Below are 19424 nucleotides of genomic sequence, written 5' to 3'. Positions count from 1 at the left end.
ACATTCGAGGAAAGTGATTGTTCATTGGGAGTGAGGGCGTCATATGTAATCAAGCCAGCAACGACCTTGCTGGCTTAAGGTTAACGTTTAAGGAGTTCGTTCAAGGAGAGTGAGTTGAAACCCTATTCAAGAGCGAGCGTGACACCATCTGTTGTTGATGCCATCTTTTTGGTCACTTGGTAGTTTTTATCTTTAACACTAGAGAGCATGTACCAAGTAGATTGCGCTTTTTCTGGTGTAAAGGTTACACGCATAAAGCCACGCTGTTTAATGTCTGTCCATTGCAACTCAGAAACCAAATGCGGCAATGTGTACTCCATTTGTGCGATGGCAACGGGCTCTAACGCTAAATATTCTTCTAAACCCGGAGAGCTAACCGAACTTGTCGCAAACTCGACACCAACAGGGTTATTAGATACATCCTTTAACTCACTGGTCCATGCATTGTGCGTATCACCAGCTAAGCAAACAAAATGACCTTCACTCGCTCGTGCAATCTCATACACTCGCTCTCGCTCAACATAGTACCCATCCCAAGCATCGAGGTTATATGGCAGCTTAGTCGTATCTGAGCTTGGATCAGCGAGGTAATTTGAAATCGCACTGTTCACCGCGAGAAGAGCATCCATTTTCTGCTCGTCTGTGGCATTGAATAACTGAAACATTGCTAACATAACCGAGCTCGGAAGCTCCATACGCGACATAAGAACTTGCTGCCCAAGAACATTCCATTTGGCGTCTTGGCTGTTAAACGCATTCATTAACCAAGCCAGTTGTTCAGTACCAAGTAGCTCCCTATCAGCACTGCGTGATTGCGCTACGAGTCCACCAATCGCATCCATTGTCGGTGCATTAAGCGAAAAGTAGTCCAACGGCTGATCTCGCCCAACTAAGCGAGTATCGAGCATCATTAGGTTGATCAAATCACCAAACGAGAACTGACGATAAATCAACATATTCGAAAAGGTATTCTCGCGAACAGGCAACCACTCAGTCCATGCTGCGGCAGCGGCGGCGCGTCTGTCGACAAAACTGCCTTCATTATCTTGATGGTTTTCTGCACCATTTTTCCATGCGTCATTCGCGAGCTCATGGTCATCCCAAACCGCAATCATTGGCAATGCAGCATGCAAAGCTTGGAGATCTTGATCTTGACGGTATTGAGCATAGCGCTTTCGATAGTCATCTAAAGTAATGCATTCGGTACCTTTACTTGGCTCACGCCCCAACCTAGCTGCATCTTCACTGGCATAACCACCAGCGCCATATTCGTAGATGTAATCACCGAGGTGCAAAACTACATCGAACGACTCTGTTTGATGCTGTTTGAGAATCTCTTTATAAACGTTGAAATAACCCGCGGGATAATTTGCGCAAGACACGACAGCCATGGATGCTTTATCTACGCTGCCTTCAGGTAGAGTTTGTGTCATCCCAACGATGCTAGTGGTCTCGCCTACCATGAAGCGGTAGTAATACTGAGTACTCGGGTTGAGGTTTTGCACATCCACCTTAACCGTAAAGTCTCGACTGGTGTCCGTGGTGAAAGTACCGCTTTGCTCAACGGTTGAAAAATCTTCTGATCTTGAGACCTGCCATGTTACATCCACGTAACTGGCGGCGGTGGTCACTCGAGTCCAGATAATCACTTGAGTTTGGGTCGGGTCGCCGCTGGCCACACCGTATTCGAATGATCCCGTGGGAGTCGCATCGCTATCATCGCTACCACACGCGGTAAGTGTTGTTGCAACGGCTCCTGAAGAGACGGCTTTTATGAAATCTCGACGAGACAATGACATAGTAACTTCCTTTGTTATTGTGTTTTATTAACGCGCTCGTTCCTGCACGATTTAACCAGCCAATAGACGCATTATGCTTCTTTGGCTAATTACTCTAAAAAACATTAAGTTAGAAGGTAGTTATGACAATTGCATTTCTTGATGTTACATTTTTGTTAATTTAAGTGTAAATACTCTATATTCATCACACTTCCAACAAATCATTAAGGTATTTATAAATCTGATAGGTAAAACAAAAAAAGCGACCTTTTGACAGGTCGCTTTTGTGTTTGGGGATCGTTCCTTGGGTGTTAGAGCCTCAAATTCAGCACATCTTGCTCGGCAGTTTCTACTTTTAGTTTGCTTCGAGATTCAATGTACTCAATCTGCTTTGAGTCTAACGAATAAGGCATAACTACACGTAATTCATGGATCCCTTCATGTTTTGCTAGCTTCACCAACATCACTAGATTGGATTCATCACTCTGACGTGAAGACATCGATTTTAAGGCAGCATCCCAAAGGCGATCCTCTGGTAAGCTCAACTCCGCGATGTTCTGTTTCCACATCAAGCCAAAAATGGGAGCGATGGTGGCGAATGCCTCCAAGAAGGTCCACTTCTTACTTCCCGTTGCCCCTAGGAAGCTTGTGTAGTCGAATTCAATGCATGTCTTTCCTTGTTGCTCCATCCTATGCCTCGACACTCTGAAATGAGATATACAAAATATCGTTCAATTACTTTGATATAGCAATAGGATATAAAACAATGGTCTTTTATGCCCTAATTTAACCTCAAAAGGAAATATTAAAACCAGCTTTGTAACAAATGGAGTACAGCTTCGCCATATATAAGCATTCAATTGATTAATATTTTAAACGACGAACTAAAACTACGGTGTGCCAAGGCATACCAGTGGATGACGACTATTACGTTCAAAAGACGAATATCGAGTCCTACTCGCGTTTGTGATTAGTCATAATCTATCGAGGTTTCTCCGTAGTCGTGATACCCCTGCACATACAGACCTAAGATGTCATTAAAGTACGAGGTGTCGCTTAGTTCGATTCCGCCTTTACTGTTCCGGTTTAGGTTATTTTACATCGAGCACTCGGCTGGCTTTCTTATATTGCACTTTCCAGCCTGACCATCGTGGTAGCTCCCAGCGTTTTGGGTCACCTTTCCGGTTACCTTCTGTGTAGATGACATGAACCAATTTACGTGACACAAAGTACTCTACGTCGAGTTTTAGTTCAGCTAAAACCAGCTTAAGTGGAAACTGTTCTGCAAAATCTTGATATTCCCAATCTGGAATACCTTCGAAAGGGATATCATCCGCGTCAAACAGTTCGATGTCTTCTACACTTTCGACACCAAGCGTTTCCAGCTGTTCGACCAGCCAAGTAGAAAAAGACAAATCATCAAGCATGCTTTTATCAACAGGAGCTTGGTTTAACCCGAGAGCGTTATAGATCTTCCAATGCTGAATTTGTTGCTTTCTTAGTGGCGCAAATCCCGGCAATAGCGCTTGTTCATCAATCATCTCAACAATAGACTGAACCGCCACTTCTCCTTGAAGTGCTTGGTATTCAGTACAAATGGTTCGCCCTGCATAGATCAAATGCATGGTCGCGCGCGGGACTTCTTCTTCATAATTGGTTTCGCCTTGCTGCCATTCGCCAAGTTCTAATTCACGTAGCAGCGCCAAGGAAACAGGTAACATCACAGATGCAAGGTTAAGCGTCTGCTTTACGCCTCTTCCGGGGACACTATGGCTATCGAGCACCAATGCTGCCTCACTTTTATCAGAGAAGCGGCTATTGCGACCGACCACCATTTCCATCAAGCCATTGCCCAAAGCGTCACGGCGTCGTTCTCGACGAACAAAGACCAGCTCAGGATGCAACTTGGCGATTGCTTTAGTCAGTTCATCACGTTTGTATCGCGATGCTACGTCAAGTTCTGGCAATTCAAACACTTCTCGCATCTGTTTCGCCAAGCCTTGTGCTTCTTCAAGTACGCTCACATCAACATTAACGCCGGGAAGTTGCTCTCCTCTCACCAAGCGAATCATCAGCGATGCATCACAACCAAATGGTTCTGCTTGCGCTAGGGCTTCGGCAGACTCACCGCCTTGCAATTGATACAACTGAGCTGGAACAGAGAGTGCGGCAGCTAAGTCGATCATCGCTTCTTTTTCTGATTTGGTTTGCATACGAGTGACTAAATCAGCAAACAATGCGTCAATAGGTAAGGGGTAAACTTTTTTACCATGCTCGGTGACATCACCTTGTTGGTCTATCGCTTCCATACCTCGCAAGGTTTGGCTCGCGGAGAGCAGCGATTTTTCAGGTAACGCATCAAGAAATTGAAGTTCGGAAAGTCTATAGCCGCAACAAGCAGCCGCAAGCATAGGCTCCACAAGTTCTTCACGATGTAATTCGGGTGGGGTAACCAATTCTAATGGCGCATGTTCACCAAACAGACAAATACACGCCCCTTCTGCAACACGACCAGCACGCCCCATTCGCTGAGCGGCACTGGCTTTGGAGATATGAGTTAATGTCAGAGCTGTGCGTCCGTTTCGTTGCACCGTTCTGCGTTCCAAACCACTGTCGATCACCACGCGGATATTGGGAATGGTCAGCGAGGTTTCCGCCACGTTGGTCGCTAAAACCACTTTGCGTTGATTTTGTACCGTTAACGCATGGTGTCGCTCTTCATCACTCACCGAAGCATGCAGCTTCACAATCATTACGTCATTGATGTTTTGCAGCATTTGTGCGCATTGAGTAATTTCTTTGCGACCCGGTAAGAAAACGAGAATATCGCCCTCTTCGTCTTCCAGCGCCTCCTTCACTGTTCGAACGACATCATTCTCGCAACCTTTTTTGTTCGGCAAGTAACGGCTATCCAGTGAACGATGGGTAACGGTAACAGGAAAACAACGACCTTCCGATCGCAGCCGTTTGGCATCCAAATAGTTCGCCAGTTTTTCACCTTCTAAGGTTGCTGACGTCACGATCAAGCGGTGTTGCTTTTCTTGCTTTAAAATCGCCGTAAGGAGATCAATGTCCCAGCGACGCTCATGAAATTCGTCCACCATCACGATATCGAAGCTAGCAAGCTTGTCTTCTGCGAACCAACGTAGTGCAACACCAGGCGTCACAAACACGACTTTGGTGTTTTCATCATAGTGAGCGTGAAGCTTAATCGCGTAACCAATCTGCTTCCCTAACGGTTGACCAGATTGATCAGCAAGAAACTCTGCCAATGACGTACATGCGATTCGACGCGGCTCAATGACCAATACTCGACCATGATTAGCAGACCAAAGCGGTAAACGCGTAGATTTACCAGAGCCCGTTTCGGCTTCTACCACCAAATGGTGGTGATTCACGAGTTGGTCAAATTCAGCTTGTAAGCTATCGATAGGCAATTGAGACATAACAAATAAGAACGTGATAATGGATTACGGGGCATTATACCTGAGTGAGAAATTCCTGCTTTAGGAATCGATTTCATGGTTATGTTTTCTTTCCAGTGACGATATTTTCGTCGGGAACTGAATTTTTTTGCGACATTACGTTGATGTACATCAACGAATGTTTACAACTAAATAGTGAACCCGTTAGAATTTTGCACGCATCCTTCAACCCTACATTTAAGGCACCCAATGAACAACGACAAGCGCCCACTCTATATCCCATATGCGGGTCCGGCTCTTTTAGCGACTCCTCTATTGAACAAGGGCAGTGCGTTCTCTGCAGAAGAACGTAGTTCATTTAACTTGGAAGGTCTTCTACCAGAGACAACTGAAACGATCCAAGAACAGGTAGAGCGTGCGTACCAACAGTACAAAAGCTTTGAAAGCGACATGGATAAGCACATTTACCTGCGCAACATCCAAGATACAAACGAAACGCTATACTACCGACTAGTTCAAAACCACATTTCAGAGATGATGCCTATCATCTACACACCAACTGTTGGTGCAGCGTGTGAGAACTTCTCAAATATCTACCGTCGTGGTCGTGGTCTATTTATCTCATACCCGAACCGCGATCGTATCGATGATCTGCTAAACAACGCAGCCAACCACAACGTTAAAGTTATCGTAGTGACTGATGGCGAACGAATCTTGGGCTTGGGTGACCAAGGTATCGGCGGCATGGGCATTCCAATCGGTAAACTTTCTTTATACACGGCGTGTGGTGGTATCAGCCCTGCGTACACGCTACCAATCGTACTGGATGTAGGTACTAACAACCCGCAACGTCTAGCAGACCCAATGTACATGGGCTGGCGTCATCCTCGTATCACGGGTCCAGATTACGATGCGTTTGTTGAAGAGTTTATCCAAGCAGTACAACGTCGTTGGCCTGATGCGCTAATCCAGTTCGAAGACTTTGCACAGAAAAACGCAATGCCGCTTCTAGAGCGCTACAAAGATCGCATCTGTTGTTTCAACGATGACATTCAAGGTACAGCTGCGGTAACGGTAGGCTCTCTACTAGCAGCATGTAAAGCGGCAGGCACTAAGCTTTCAGATCAACGTATTACTTTCTTGGGTGCAGGTTCAGCAGGTTGTGGTATCGCCGAAGCGATAATCGCACAAATGGTGTCGGAAGGGATTTCTGATAAGAAAGCGCGTTCGCAAGTTTACATGGTTGACCGTTGGGGTCTATTGCAAGAGGGTATGCCTAATCTTCTTGATTTCCAGCAACGCTTGGTTCAGAAGTTCGACAACACAAAAGAGTGGGAAAATGAAGGAAATGGCTTCTCACTTCTTGATGTGATGCACAACGCGAAACCAACAGTGCTGATCGGTGTATCGGGTGCTCCGGGTCTGTTCAGTGAAGAAGTAATCAAAGAGATGCACAAACACTGTAAGCGTCCGATCGTGTTCCCATTGTCGAACCCAACTAGCCGTGTAGAAGCAACGCCAAACGACATCATTCGTTGGACAAACGGCGAAGCATTGGTTGCAACAGGTAGCCCATTCGAGCCAGTGGTTCATGAAGGTCGTTCTTACCCTATCGCACAATGTAACAACAGCTACATTTTCCCAGGTATTGGCCTTGGTGTTCTGGCGGTGAATGCGAAACGTGTAACCGATGAAATGCTGATGGAATCAAGCCGAGCGTTGGCAACATGTTCGCCATTAGCTATCAACGGCAACGGTGCCCTACTTCCACCACTAGAAGAAATTCACTTGGTATCGAAGAAGATTGCATTCGCTGTTGCGAAGAAAGCAATTGAGCAAGGCGTTGCGCTAGAAATCACCGATGAAGCGTTAAACGATGCCATTGACCAAGCGTTCTGGCAGCCTGTTTATCGCCGTTACAAACGCACAGCATTCTAAATTTTGCTACGCTTTGTATAATAATTAGCCCTCGCATTGCGGGGGCTTTTGTTTTTTATGCTTTTTTTTCTCATCCTAACCGTATTTTGGCATAAATGGGCTTCTCTCTTTTCATTTCTATCAGATATGATGAGGGATACACATTGAAATAAGGACATCGAACGTTTTGCTGTTTTCCCGCATAAAGTCAAAGTGGAAGCTTAAATTCTCATGGAAGCGTCTGGCTTTGGTTTTGTCGATCTCTTTAATCGGTCTCCTCGTCACCGTTATCGCCATAGACCGTTGGGTTGTGCTACAAGCACAAGAACAAATTTTTACCGACTACGAGCAAGTACCTCAGCATGAAGTCGCCGTTGTTCTTGGTACCAGTAAATACATTGGTAAGGTGCTCAACACCTATTACACACACCGAATCAATGCGGCTATTGAGTTGTACAAACAAGGCAAAGTGAAGCAATTTTTGTTGAGTGGGGATAACGCTCACCGCTCTTACAATGAACCTTGGACAATGAAACGAGACTTACTGAAAGCTGGTGTGCCGGAGGAGGTCATCCATCTCGATTACGCAGGATTTCGTACTTTGGATTCGATTGTTCGAGCAAAGAAGATTTTTGCCTCTGAGCGCTTCCTAATTGTCACACAGCGATTCCACTGTGAGCGTGCTCTTTTCATTGCCGATGCATACAATATCGACGCGCAATGTTTGGCAGTAGCAGGTCCAACGGCAAGCAAGCAAAAACTCAACATGCGCACTCGTGAACTTATGGCTCGTGTAAAAGCATTCTTAGATCTGTACGTAATGCATACTCAACCGCGCTTTCTTGGTCCTCAAGAGCCAATCGTTGCCGTAGAAGAGGTACCAGAAACCATCGATAACGAACGTAATATCCCTATGCAGTAAACTCTATGAGATGTCGTTTATTTCAACCACTCAGCCATGCATTACACACCGATAACAATTCATTAAAAGTAAATGGGTAGCTTTCTACCCATTTCTAATTCCCAACCTCACACTTTCTTGCTCGACCGTCGATTCAGACAAAATTACCTTTCGCATTCGCAGTAACATTTAATCAATAAATAACTACAAGTCAGTTACTTTGCCATAAAAAACCAACACTAAGGCAATGCAAAAGGAGCACAACCATGACCGCACTCGCTGTGACATTGAAGAACTGGTTCTTCACTCGCAACAGCATGATATTAACGTCTAATGTCCTGCTGTTCGCTATATTGTTCAACACCCTACCCTTTGATCCTCAAGTCGTAACTGGCTTGTGTATTTTGATTTTCGTAGCTGTACTTTGGTTAACGGAAGCAATCCATGTGAGCATCACGGCCCTTTTGATCCCGCTACTCGCGGTATTTTTAGGGGTCTTTAATACGCAAGCCGCACTGAACAACTTCTCTAACTCGATCATCTTCTTGTTCTTGGGTGGATTTGCTCTTGCCGCTGCCCTTCATAAACAAAAGCTCGATCAAGCCATCGCCGATAAAGTGTTGCTCATCGCACGCGGTAAGATGTCAGTTGCTGTGTTTATGTTGTTTGGTGTTAGTGCCGGTCTTTCAATGTGGATTTCAAACACCGCAACCACAGCCATGATGTTGCCATTGGTTCTAGGTGTAATGAGCAAACTGGATGCGAAGAAAAGTCACAGTACCTACTTGTTCGTTCTACTGGGCATTGCTTACAGCGCCTCTATTGGTGGCATTGCAACGCTAGTTGGTAGCCCACCGAACGCTATCGCAGCGGCAGAAGTCGGTTTGAGTTTTACAGAGTGGATGGAACTAGGTTTACCAATTTCATTGATTCTCATGCCTATCGCTATCTTGGTCCTTTACACCATGACTAAGCCTGATTTGAGCCACAAGTTCGAACTTGACCACCAGCCTGTTGAGTGGACAAACGGCAAAATGATCACGCTAGCCATCTTCCTATTGACGGTTACTTTGTGGATTTTCAGCAAACCAATCAACGCGATGCTAGGTGGCTTTGCTAAATTCGATACCTTAGTGGCAATCGGTGCAATTCTTTTGCTTGGTGCGTCACGAGCAGTGGAATGGAAAGATATTGAGAAAACCACCGATTGGGGCGTACTGATCTTGTTCGGCGGTGGTATCTGTCTGAGCAATGTGCTTAAAGCGACAGGAACAAGCGTATTCCTAGCAAATGGTCTAGCTGGATTCCTAGAGCAAGCAGGCGTGCTACTGACTATCTTAGCCGTTGTCGCATTCGTCGTTTTCTTAACTGAGTTTGCAAGTAACACGGCGAGTGCTGCACTGTTGGTGCCTGTATTTGCAACCATTGCTGAGGCTCTTGGTCTATCGCCAGTGATTCTATCTGCGCTAATCGCTGTTGCTGCGTCTTGTGCCTTCATGCTTCCAGTAGCAACACCACCAAATGCTATTGTTTTTGCGACGGGTCATATTAAACAGAAAGAAATGATGCGAATTGGTATGGTTCTGAACATCGCATGTATTGGTGCACTAACGCTGTTCGCTTGGTTGTTCTGGTAACAACGAGGTTCTGGAAAAACGCAGAGAGCTACATCATGCGCAGCTCTCTGTCGTCAAAGTCTAGCACTACAGCTGCTGTTCTCGGTAATCATATGAATACCTAGCTACTACCCCATAGTCATGTTCAGCAGTTTCCCTTTTGGTGGTCGGTCGGCCACCTTTTTTCTTCTCTGTATTTCTCTGTCTAAGGCTGGATTTAAGACGCCACATCTGACTTCATTTGCATGCCGTAATTCACTTCGATTCGGTTGCGACCATTGCGCTTAGCTAAGTAGAGCACTTCGTCTGCACGAGCCATCGTCTCAGAGACTCGTTCATTTTGCATCTGAGCGACACCGATACTGCACGTCAAAGGTTCACCATGAACCCACAAGTGACTTTCAACATTCTGTCTTATGACTTCTGCTTTTTTCACCGCTTGTTCCACATTGGTGTCTGGGCAAAAAACCACAAACTCTTCCCCACCCCATCGAACCAGGCGATCTTCGGGTTGAATCGAACTTGAGATTACCATGACGAACTCACGCAGAATATCATCACCCATCTGGTGACCGTACTTGTCGTTCACACGTTTGAATTTATCTAAGTCCATATACAAAATGGAAAATGAGTCGTGCCCCCATCGAACCTGTCGAGCTTGCTGTTCTAGCCAACTTTGTACCGCATGACGGTTCATCGCTCCAGTCAATGCATCACGGTGCGCCAGTTCAGCGAATTCATAATTTTGCGCACGTAACGTGTTGTTAACTTTCTCTAGATGACGATGACGTTTTTTCGCTTTGTTGTAAGCCATTTTGTTCTTTCGCATCTCGTGCAGTGAAAATGCCAAACCTAATGCCATCCAGGAGAACAATAAAACAAACAACAGCGTTGATTGCTGGACGTACGCACCTTCAAACTCAATTTTGTCGATCACGATCTTATGTTTACCAAGCGCCGCACCTGCACCTGTCGCTAAATCAATGCGTGTAATGTTAGAAAACTCCGGAGCAGAGTGCTCAATAGCAACATCATTGTCATTCAACCACCATGTCATAACTTGAAGGTTCTTAATTGGGATCTCAATAATCTCACTGAAATCGGAAGGAGAAAACTGCATACCATTGTATTTAATGGTGTATTCATCCGTTGGTATTGAGTAGGCAGAGTTAAAGTTTCTTAAATACAAACGTAGATTTTTGCTTGGGCTTTGCCCATCACCTGCAGCCTCGTAACGGATCTTCAAACGGACCGTGTGGTAACTAGAAAGATCCAACCCCTTGGTTGCTTCTTTTACATCGGTGTACACGGAAATTCCACAGTATGGCCATGCGTACTTACTCTCTTTGAGATCACAATTTAAAGTCAAACTGTGGTTTTGATAGGTAATATCTGACTCACTCAGACCGCCCGCAATAGCGTCATTGGTTACATGGATATTGAACTTATCTGGTGTAACTTCAAGTTTGCGGGTGTCACCAAGCAAGCTATATAACGCCACCAAACTGATGGTGCATATCGATAATGCAAAAATTAATCTATGTATCCATTTCATCACGACCAACCTAGTTACTGAGTATCATTCTGTTTATATCGACCAATGTACTGAATGTTATTTCACTTTTCAAATAAAGTTATTTATCAAGCCAAAAAGTGATTTTTAACTCAAATTCTCACTATTGATACATTACATATGGTTATACAACATGATCTTGCTCCAAAGTAGCCTGTGTATTTTCATTTAAGTGCTTGTGCGAAGCACTTCAAACCCTAATAGAGCACATCGATTAAAAAACCAACAAAGAACACTCAAATCCCGCAACTTCGCTCCCTCTTCCTGCCTATCGAGCCCGGTTCGGTATATACTGTGCAAAAACACAATAATGAGTAATGTCATGTCAATAATTGCTACTGGTACGCTAAGTAAGATGCGTGCTTCTCTAGACGGTGCCGTAAGTTACCGTTTACCTGTCGGTGAGGAAGAAGTGGATCTAAGTCCGTTTCTTGGTCAAACACTTACCTTGACTCACACTGGCAACATTTACTGCTGCTCTTGCGGTAAGAAAACTAAAAAAAGCTATTCTCAAGGCCACTGTTTTGTTTGTATGAAAAAGTTAGCGAGTTGCGACATGTGCATCATGAAGCCAGAAACTTGTCACTACGAGCAAGGCACCTGCCGTGAACCTCAATGGGGTGAAGATAATTGCATGGTAGACCACTTCGTTTACCTGTCGAATACGTCAAGCTTGAAAGTTGGTATCACACGTCATACTCAAATCCCAACCCGCTGGATCGATCAGGGTGCGACGCAAGGCCTACCGATCTTCAAGGTGAAAACCCGTCATATCTCTGGTCTGATTGAAGTAGAGTTAGCGAAACACATTGCCGATAAGACGAATTGGCGTACTCTATTAAAAGGTGATGGAGAACCAATTGAGCTACAAGAGCGTTTCGCTGAGCTGCTGCCATTGGTGGAAGATAAAATTGCTGAGATTAAGCAACAATACGGTGATGATGCTATTGAAGTATTAAGTGAGAACATCACTTCCCTGAGCTACCCAGTTCAGCAACATCCAACAAAAATCACCTCACACAACTTTGATAAGAACCCTGTCGTCACTGGCACGCTACAAGGCATTAAAGGTCAATACCTAATCTTTGATACTGGGGTGATTAACGTACGTAAATTTACTTCGTATGAGATTGAAGTGAGCGAATAAGCCTCGATTAATTGAATTTAGAGAAACGAAAAAGCTCGAGCCAAGTGCCCGAGCTTTTTGTTCTTTGAGTTTTCGATTCTTACGCGTCGAGTATGCTCTCTAACACATCAAATAACATATCGATCTCAGCTGTGGTGTTGTAGTGCATACAACCAATTCGCACCACGCCACCAGATTCTTCGAGCCCCAATTGGCGAACCAACCCGAGTGCATAGAAGTGCCCGTTCCAAACGCAGATATTGTGCTCACCCAACGTTTTAGCAATGAACTCTGGAGCGTATTTATCAAACGTAAGAGCAAACGTGGGTGTCCTCAGTTGGCTACTTTCATCGTTAATACCAAACAGATTCACCCCATCAAGCGCACTCAGACGCTGTAAGAAATGCGCACTTAATTGCTGTTCATGCTGATTATATAACGCGTAGCTTTGCTCTAAACGCTGACGAAGTGATGCACCTTCATCACCAAATTGCGCTAAGTATTCGATAGCAGCAGTCACGCCTGCTAAACCTTCAAAACTCTGCGTTCCTGTTTCGAAGCGTCCTGGTCCAATATTCGTTGCAGGTTCCACTTTATACGGTTTGATACTGTGCAACCATTGGTCAGCAATGTAAGCGATACCGACATGTGGTCCAAAAAACTTATATGCGGAACACGCCAAGAAATCACACCCTATAGCTTGCACATCGACTAAGTGGTGCGGCGCATAATGAACAGCATCCACATAAACCTGAGCACCAATGCGATGCGCCAGTTCTACCACTTGATGAATATCGACAATTGAGCCGGTGGTATTCGATGCGTAAGTCACAGCGACTAAGCGAGTTTTTTCGCTCAGCAGACTTTGCAGATGTTCTAGATCTAACGTACAGTCATGTTCGTTGATTCTCACTTGGTGAACAATGACGCCTTTGTCTTCTGCGGCTTGCTGCCAGCTCGATACATTGGAGTAGTGATCTAATGCCGAGACAATGATTTCATCTCCCTCTTTCCAATCGCGACTGATCGCACGGCTTAACTGGAAAGTCAGTGACGTCATATTGGCACCAAAAACGATATTACCGGATGAAGGTGCATTGAACAGTGCTTGCGCAGACTCACGAGCGGATTGCATAACGTCAACCGTCGCTTGACTCGAGAAATAGTGCCCACCTAGATTGGAGTTAAAATGCCCAAGGTAACTCATCATACTGTCTAACACCGACTGCGGTACCTGTGAACCGCCAGGACCATCAAAAAACGTTACTGGACGGTCGTTATGGTATTGCGCCAATGCCGGAAACTGCTCTCGAATTTGATTAAGATTGAAGTTCATTTCGTTTGTCCGTCGCTGTCAGTACAAATACATCCATGTGACCTTCTTGATCATTAATCACTGAGCGAATTGGAACGGCGTTGTGCCACAGTTTGCTGTCTGCCAGCATTGCTACTTCCCCATTCTCCAGCACTTTACGGAAGAAAGGCGCTTGATTGTGGCTGCTGTAAAGCATGATGTCCCCGCCCATGATGTTGTGACGTCCCACGCCGACAAGCGCGATATGGTCAAAGCCATCTTGGTGCACGCCTTCGGGAGCAACTTGAGTTTCATCATAAATCGCTGTGATTCGAATCTGGTGAATTTCGATTTCCTGACCTTCTGGTAGGTGATTAGCATTAACAAATAACGCGCACATTTCACGGAAGCCGTCACTTGAAAGAATACCTTTCTCAATCGGCTCAAATTGACGAACGACATCACCTTGAAAGCGGTTGATATCCGATGACTGAACAAAGCTGTTCTTGTTTAAATCAATCACTTGACCATTTTCAAACCCCACGACGGAGTAGCGGCGTAAACGATACTGACCATCGGCATGTTCTGTCCGAGGTAGTCCTTCAAAGGAAGGAGAAAGTTGCTCAATCGCGGCCATGCTGAGCTGAGTTAAATGTAGGGTGTTCTCACGTGAATGTAACATCATTGGCTCCTTTAATGAGGCACATCTAGTTTGTTTTAGTTAACATTTAATTTACATTCTAGGATACGCAAATATTCTGCAATTACCAGAATTTGACGTTGATAGCTTCAACAAAAACGAAAAAACAACAGACATATCTAATATTTTGTTAAATATCAGTCAAAACATTCATGACGGAGCATTCACAACATTTGAAACTAGAACTCTCCACTATGAATAGAATTTTATTCTGGAATGGCACACTCGATGATAAACATCAGCAAGTTCTAACCTATAACCAATAATTCGGTTGGCTCCTTTCGTTTATGCTTTTAAAGCACTAAGAATTTCCATACAATCGGAGAAAATGTTCAGCCCTCTATGGAGCCATAATGAGCGACGTAAAACACTGTAAACTATTAATTCTTGGTTCTGGTCCAGCAGGTTACACCGCAGCAGTCTACGCAGCGCGTGCCAATCTAAACCCTGTGCTTGTGACGGGAATGCAGCAAGGTGGTCAGCTAACGACCACAACAGAAGTAGAAAACTGGCCTGGTGATGCAGAAGGTCTTACTGGTCCTGGTTTGATGGAACGCATGAAAGAGCACGCAGAACGATTCGAAACAGAAATCGTGTTCGATCACATTAACGAAGTGGAATTGTCTCAACGTCCATTCCGTCTAAAAGGTGACTCTGGTGAGTACACTTGTGATGCGTTAATTATCTCTACCGGCGCATCAGCAAAATACCTAGGTCTTGAATCTGAAGAAGCGTTCAAAGGTCGTGGTGTATCGGCATGTGCAACCTGTGATGGTTTCTTCTACCGTAATCAAAAAGTAGCGGTAGTGGGTGGTGGTAACACAGCGGTAGAAGAAGCGCTTTACCTATCAAACATTGCCTCTGAAGTTCACCTGATCCACCGTCGCGACTCATTCCGCGCAGAAAAGATCCTCGTGAAGCGTCTGATGGATAAAGTAGAAAGCGGTAACATCATTCTTCATACTGATCGCACTCTAGATGAAGTGCTAGGTGACGACATGGGCGTTACTGGCGTTCGTATCAAAGATGTGAACAGCGGTGCGACCGAAGATCTCGAAGTAATGGGCGCATTCATCGCAATCGGTCACCAACCAAATACACAGATCTTTGAAGGTCAGGTAGACATGAAAGATGGTTACATCATCGTTCAATCTGGTCTTGAAGGAAACGCAACACAAACCAGCATTAAAGGTGTGTTCGCAGCGGGTGATGTGATGGATCATAACTACCGTCAAGCTATTACCTCTGCAGGTACTGGTTGTATGGCTGCACTGGATGCAGAACGTTTCCTAGACGCACTTACTGACAAATAACTTTTCACATTTGTGTCATATCCTTAAAGCCCAGCGGTATTCCCGCTGGGTTTTCTTTTGTATACTACCGCCTCATTAAAACAATTATCATTAAGCCTTCACGATGGATAAGAAAAAGCAAAGCAGCTTGAATAAGTGGCTTAAGCAACAAAGTAAGTTAGCCAAGCGCTGGCTGATGGTTGCGATAGGCCTAGGCGTACTATCAAGCGTGTTTTTATTGGCTCAAGCAGCCCTGCTCGCCTCCATTCTCCACCAGTTAATCATTGAGCATGTCGACAAAAGTGAACTTGTTTGGCACTTCGTCGGATTAGGTGTCACCGTTGTTGGTCGCGCGGCCTGTACTTGGGGACGCGAAATTGCGGGATACCGTTGTGGTGAACAAATCCGCGTTTATATTCGTCAACTGATTCTCGATAAAGTCCACCAACTTGGTCCTGCTTACATCAAAGGCAAGCCAGCGGGCAGTTGGGCAACTCTGATTTTAGAGCAAGTAGAAGATATGCAAGATTTCTTCTCTCGCTACCTTCCACAAATGTCGTTGTCTGTATTGGTGCCTTTCATCATTCTGGTGGTGGTCTTCCCTATTAACTGGGCAGCGGGTTTAATTTTCCTAGTAACTGCGCCATTGGTCCCAATGTTCATGGCCTTGGTTGGTATGAAAGCCGCTGACGCAAACCGCAAGAACTTCAAAGCGCTACAACGTCTTTCTGGGCATTTCTACGACCGCTTACAAGCGATGACAACGATTCGTTTGTTCGATCGCACTAAGTCAGAAACCGAGACATTAAAAGGGGCATCAGAAGTCTTCCGTACACGTACGATGGATGTCTTGAAGATTGCCTTTCTATCTTCTGCCGTGCTTGAGTTCTTCACTTCGATTTCAATTGCGATTACTGCGGTATACTTCGGTTTCAGCTACATCGGTGAACTGAACTTCGGCTATTACGGCGCTGGCGTAACCCTCTTCGCCGGTTTGTTTATTCTGATCCTTGCGCCTGAATTCTATCAACCACTGCGCGATCTAGGCACTTTCTATCATGCGAAGCAGCAAGCAGTCGGTGCAGCAGAAAGCATCGTTGAGTTCTTAGAGCTAGACGTTGACCAAGTGAAAGACGGCAATAAAGTCGTTGAGCAAAACGCAGCGATTCACATCGAAGCCAGTGACCTTGTTATCTTCAGTCCAGAAGGCAAACAACTCGTCGGTCCCCTAACCTTCTCTTTAGACGCCAACCAAAGCACGGCATTAGTTGGTCCTAGTGGTGCAGGTAAAACCAGCTTGGTGAACACCATCCTTGGTTTTATGCCATACAAGGGCAGTCTGAAAGTTAACGGTTGTGAATTATCTGAGCTGGACTTGTCTACATGGCGAAAAGCCATCAGTTGGATTGGGCAAAACCCGATGCTTTTACACGGCAGCATTCGTGACAACGTCACCTTGGGCAAGCAAGATATTCGAGACCAACAAGTCCATTCAGTACTCAACGACTCTCACGCCGCAGAGTTTGTTGAAATGCATGGCTTGGATTACCAAATTTCTGACCGCTCCGGTGGTCTATCTGTTGGTCAGGCACAGCGTCTTGCACTTGCGCGTGCGATGCTACAAAACGGGCGTTTTTGGTTACTCGATGAGCCAACCGCCAGCTTGGATGCTCGGAGCGAGAAACTTGTGATGGAAGGCATCGGTAAATACACCGAATCCACCACTAACTTGATGATCACTCACCAATTGGCACCACTGCAAAATGTGTCTCAGATTTTGGTGATGCAAGAAGGTCAAATTGTCCAACGTGGTGATTACGAAACTCTGGCATCTCAAGATGGTTTATTTAAAGAAATGTTGGCTGCCAACCTAGCTCAACGTGAATCAGACAAGGGGAACTTAGATGCGTGATTTACTCCCTTATCTAAAACTGTATAAAAAGCACTGGTTTGGTTTGTCGCTGGGTATGCTACTGGCTTTCCTAACACTGGCCGCTTCCATTGGTCTGCTAACCTTATCAGGCTGGTTTATTTCGGCTGCTGCTGTGGCAGGATTGACCATAGCTCGCGAGACCTTTAACTACATGTTGCCTGGCGCAGGTGTTCGTGGTGCGGCAATGGCACGTACGGCAGGTCGTTGGGGTGAACGAGTGGTTAGCCACAATGCAACCTTCAAGCTACTAACGGATCTACGTATCTTCTTCTTCAAGAAGCTTGCGCCGTTGATCCCCGGTCGTGTTTCGACTATGCGTGATGCAGACTTACTAAACCGTCTAGTGGCGGATGTAGATGCAATGGATCATGTTTATTTGCGTCTTATCAGCCCTGTGATTGTTGGCGTATTCGGCATCTTGTCGCTAACCGCAGTGCTTGCTTTCTTTGACTGGCGTCTTGCCCTATTGCTTGGCGGTATTCTAACGGTAATGCTGTTAGTGTGGCCGGTACTGTTCTACAAACTGGGTAAGCATAACGGCGAACATCTGACACAAAATAAAGCACAGCTACGCGTGGCAACATTAGACTGGTTGCAAGGTTACAGCGAACTAAGCTTATTCGGCGCAGAAGAGCGCTACCGCAATGTGATTCTTGAGAAGCAAAAACAACTGCTATCCAACCAGTTTGTCAACGCGAACCTAACGGGCATGGCGTCTGGCCTGCTGATGCTAGCAAATGGTTTAACGCTCGTTGCGATGCTGTGGTTTGCTGCGGATGGCGTTGGTGGTCGTGCGCCAGATCCTTGGATTGCGCTGTTCGCATTTGCCACCATGGCGAGCTTTGAAATTCTGATGCCAATCGCCGGTGCTTTCCAATACCTAGGTCAAACACTGACTTCAGCACGTCGATTAAACGAAATCACGCTAGCTGAACCAGACGTTATCTTCCCTGAACGTTCTAAACGCGAAGATAAGCCGTTAGATATTGAGTTCAGTAAGGTAGATTTCACCTACCCTGATGGTCAGCAAAAAGTACTGAAAGATCTAACGCTATCACTGCCACTGGGCTCGAAAACGGCGATTGTTGGTCAAACTGGTTCAGGTAAATCAACACTTATTCAATTGCTTTGTCGCTACTGGGATGTAAACCAAGGTCAAGTGAGCATCGGTGGCGCACCTCTGCAAGATTGGAGTGAATCTGATCTGCGCGCGGCAATCACAGTAGTAAGCCAACGTGTTGATGTTCTTAATGGCACATTGCGTGACAACCTGCTGCTTGCAGCCCCTGAAGCCACGGACGAGCAGCTAGCTGATATTCTGACCAAAGTGGACTTGGCGAATCTCTTAGAAGAGCCAGGCTTGAACGCTTGGTTAGGTGATGGCGGTCGTCAACTGTCTGGTGGTGAGAAGCGTCGTATCGGTATTGCTCGCGCGCTATTGCGTGACGCTCCTATCCTACTGCTTGATGAACCAACTGAAGGTCTAGACAAGCGTACTGAACAAACAGTGATGGAACTGTTCAAGCAACACTTCACCAATAAAACGGTCGTATTCATTACTCACCGTTTGATTGAGTTGGAAAGCATGGACAACATCTGTTTGATGGAACAAGGCGAGATAATCGAACAAGGTAATCACCAAGCACTGCTTGCAGAAAAAGGTCGTTACCACCAACTATTACAATCTCTGTAGTCTGGAATTAACATAAGCAAAGGGCTCATCCATTGATGAGCCCTTTTTTATACCAATCACAGTAAGCAAGTGTTCAGAGTTAGCGCAGAAAAAACGCTTGAGAACAAGGCTAAAATTTTCGATAAGTAGTTACTCTACAATTAACTTACTTTGAAACGAAAAGTAAACAAAGTTAT

At 45.4% G+C, this 19424-nt stretch carries 13 protein-coding genes; 7 read left to right on the top strand and 6 right to left on the bottom strand.

Annotation, left to right across the window (positions count from 1 at the left end; translation table 11 throughout):
• Positions 1 to 122 precede the first annotated feature (122 nt).
• The 3 genes from OH463_RS02915 to OH463_RS02905 all read right to left on the bottom strand — a co-directional run bounded on the left by OH463_RS02915 (position 123) and on the right by OH463_RS02905 (position 5224).
• Positions 123 to 1799, bottom strand: a complete 1677-nt coding sequence (locus OH463_RS02915) for an alkaline phosphatase D family protein (protein WP_269990459.1) — start codon at positions 1797 to 1799, stop codon at positions 123 to 125.
• Positions 1800 to 2089: 290 nt separating this feature from the next.
• Entirely contained in the window at positions 2090 to 2467 is a 378-nt protein-coding gene (locus OH463_RS02910; RefSeq protein WP_005444488.1) for a hypothetical protein, read from the bottom strand.
• 402 nt (positions 2468 to 2869) lie between these two features.
• Positions 2870 to 5224 carry a helicase-related protein gene (locus tag OH463_RS02905; RefSeq protein WP_269990458.1) on the bottom strand — a complete coding sequence of 785 codons (2355 nt, stop codon included), beginning with the start codon at positions 5222 to 5224 and terminating at the stop codon, positions 2870 to 2872.
• Positions 5225 to 5452: 228 nt separating this feature from the next.
• Between OH463_RS02905 and OH463_RS02900 the strand changes: the two genes are divergently transcribed.
• From OH463_RS02900 to OH463_RS02890, 3 genes are all read left to right on the top strand, one after another.
• Positions 5453 to 7141 (top strand): NAD-dependent malic enzyme, encoded by a 1689-nt coding sequence (locus OH463_RS02900; RefSeq protein ID WP_005444490.1) that lies wholly within the window; start codon positions 5453 to 5455, stop codon positions 7139 to 7141.
• 166 nt (positions 7142 to 7307) lie between these two features.
• Positions 7308 to 8042 (top strand): SanA/YdcF family protein, encoded by a 735-nt coding sequence (locus tag OH463_RS02895; protein WP_269990457.1) that lies wholly within the window; start codon positions 7308 to 7310, stop codon positions 8040 to 8042.
• Between the two features lie 245 nt (positions 8043 to 8287).
• Complete coding sequence (locus tag OH463_RS02890) at positions 8288 to 9658, top strand: SLC13 family permease (RefSeq protein ID WP_009698107.1); 1371 nt, start codon at positions 8288 to 8290, stop codon at positions 9656 to 9658.
• Between the two features lie 196 nt (positions 9659 to 9854).
• Here the strand turns inward: OH463_RS02890 and OH463_RS02885 are convergent, their stop codons facing one another.
• Positions 9855 to 11192 carry a GGDEF domain-containing protein gene (locus OH463_RS02885; protein WP_017188153.1) on the bottom strand — a complete coding sequence of 446 codons (1338 nt, stop codon included), beginning with the start codon at positions 11190 to 11192 and terminating at the stop codon, positions 9855 to 9857.
• Between the two features lie 340 nt (positions 11193 to 11532).
• On the opposite strand from OH463_RS02885, the gene OH463_RS02880 reads away from it, so the two are divergent.
• On the top strand, positions 11533 to 12357 hold the full coding sequence (locus OH463_RS02880; RefSeq protein ID WP_269990454.1) for a DUF2797 domain-containing protein: 825 nt from the start codon (positions 11533 to 11535) through the stop codon (positions 12355 to 12357).
• A gap of 79 nt (positions 12358 to 12436) precedes the next feature.
• Here OH463_RS02880 and OH463_RS02875 read toward each other — a convergent pair whose 3' ends face one another.
• Together OH463_RS02875 and OH463_RS02870 are read right to left on the bottom strand one after the other, a co-directional pair.
• Positions 12437 to 13672, bottom strand: a complete 1236-nt coding sequence (locus OH463_RS02875) for a cysteine desulfurase-like protein (RefSeq protein ID WP_269990453.1) — start codon at positions 13670 to 13672, stop codon at positions 12437 to 12439.
• Complete coding sequence (locus OH463_RS02870) at positions 13656 to 14315, bottom strand: 2OG-Fe dioxygenase family protein (RefSeq protein WP_005444497.1); 660 nt, start codon at positions 14313 to 14315, stop codon at positions 13656 to 13658. Before OH463_RS02870 ends, OH463_RS02875 begins: the two co-directional genes overlap by 17 nt.
• A gap of 368 nt (positions 14316 to 14683) precedes the next feature.
• On the opposite strand from OH463_RS02870, the gene trxB reads away from it, so the two are divergent.
• The 3 genes from trxB (at position 14684) to cydC (ending at position 19248) form a co-directional block, all read left to right on the top strand.
• A complete protein-coding gene (gene trxB, locus OH463_RS02865; protein WP_005444498.1) occupies positions 14684 to 15643 on the top strand; it encodes a thioredoxin-disulfide reductase in 960 nt (319 codons plus the stop codon).
• Between the two features lie 103 nt (positions 15644 to 15746).
• Positions 15747 to 17534 (top strand): heme ABC transporter permease/ATP-binding protein CydD, encoded by a 1788-nt coding sequence (gene cydD, locus OH463_RS02860; protein WP_252044996.1) that lies wholly within the window; start codon positions 15747 to 15749, stop codon positions 17532 to 17534.
• Positions 17527 to 19248: a heme ABC transporter ATP-binding protein/permease CydC gene (gene cydC, locus OH463_RS02855; protein WP_269990452.1), complete on the top strand. Its 1722-nt coding sequence runs from the start codon at positions 17527 to 17529 to the stop codon at positions 19246 to 19248. Before cydD ends, cydC begins: the two co-directional genes overlap by 8 nt.
• The last annotated feature ends 176 nt before the right edge of the window (positions 19249 to 19424 follow it).

Origin of the sequence: Vibrio sp. NFR (genome assembly GCF_027587095.1) — a bacterium.
GTDB classification, from domain to species: domain Bacteria; phylum Pseudomonadota; class Gammaproteobacteria; order Enterobacterales; family Vibrionaceae; genus Vibrio; species Vibrio harveyi.
Note: the sequence above shows the minus strand (reverse complement) of the source record. Positions and strands in the feature narration are given on the sequence as shown.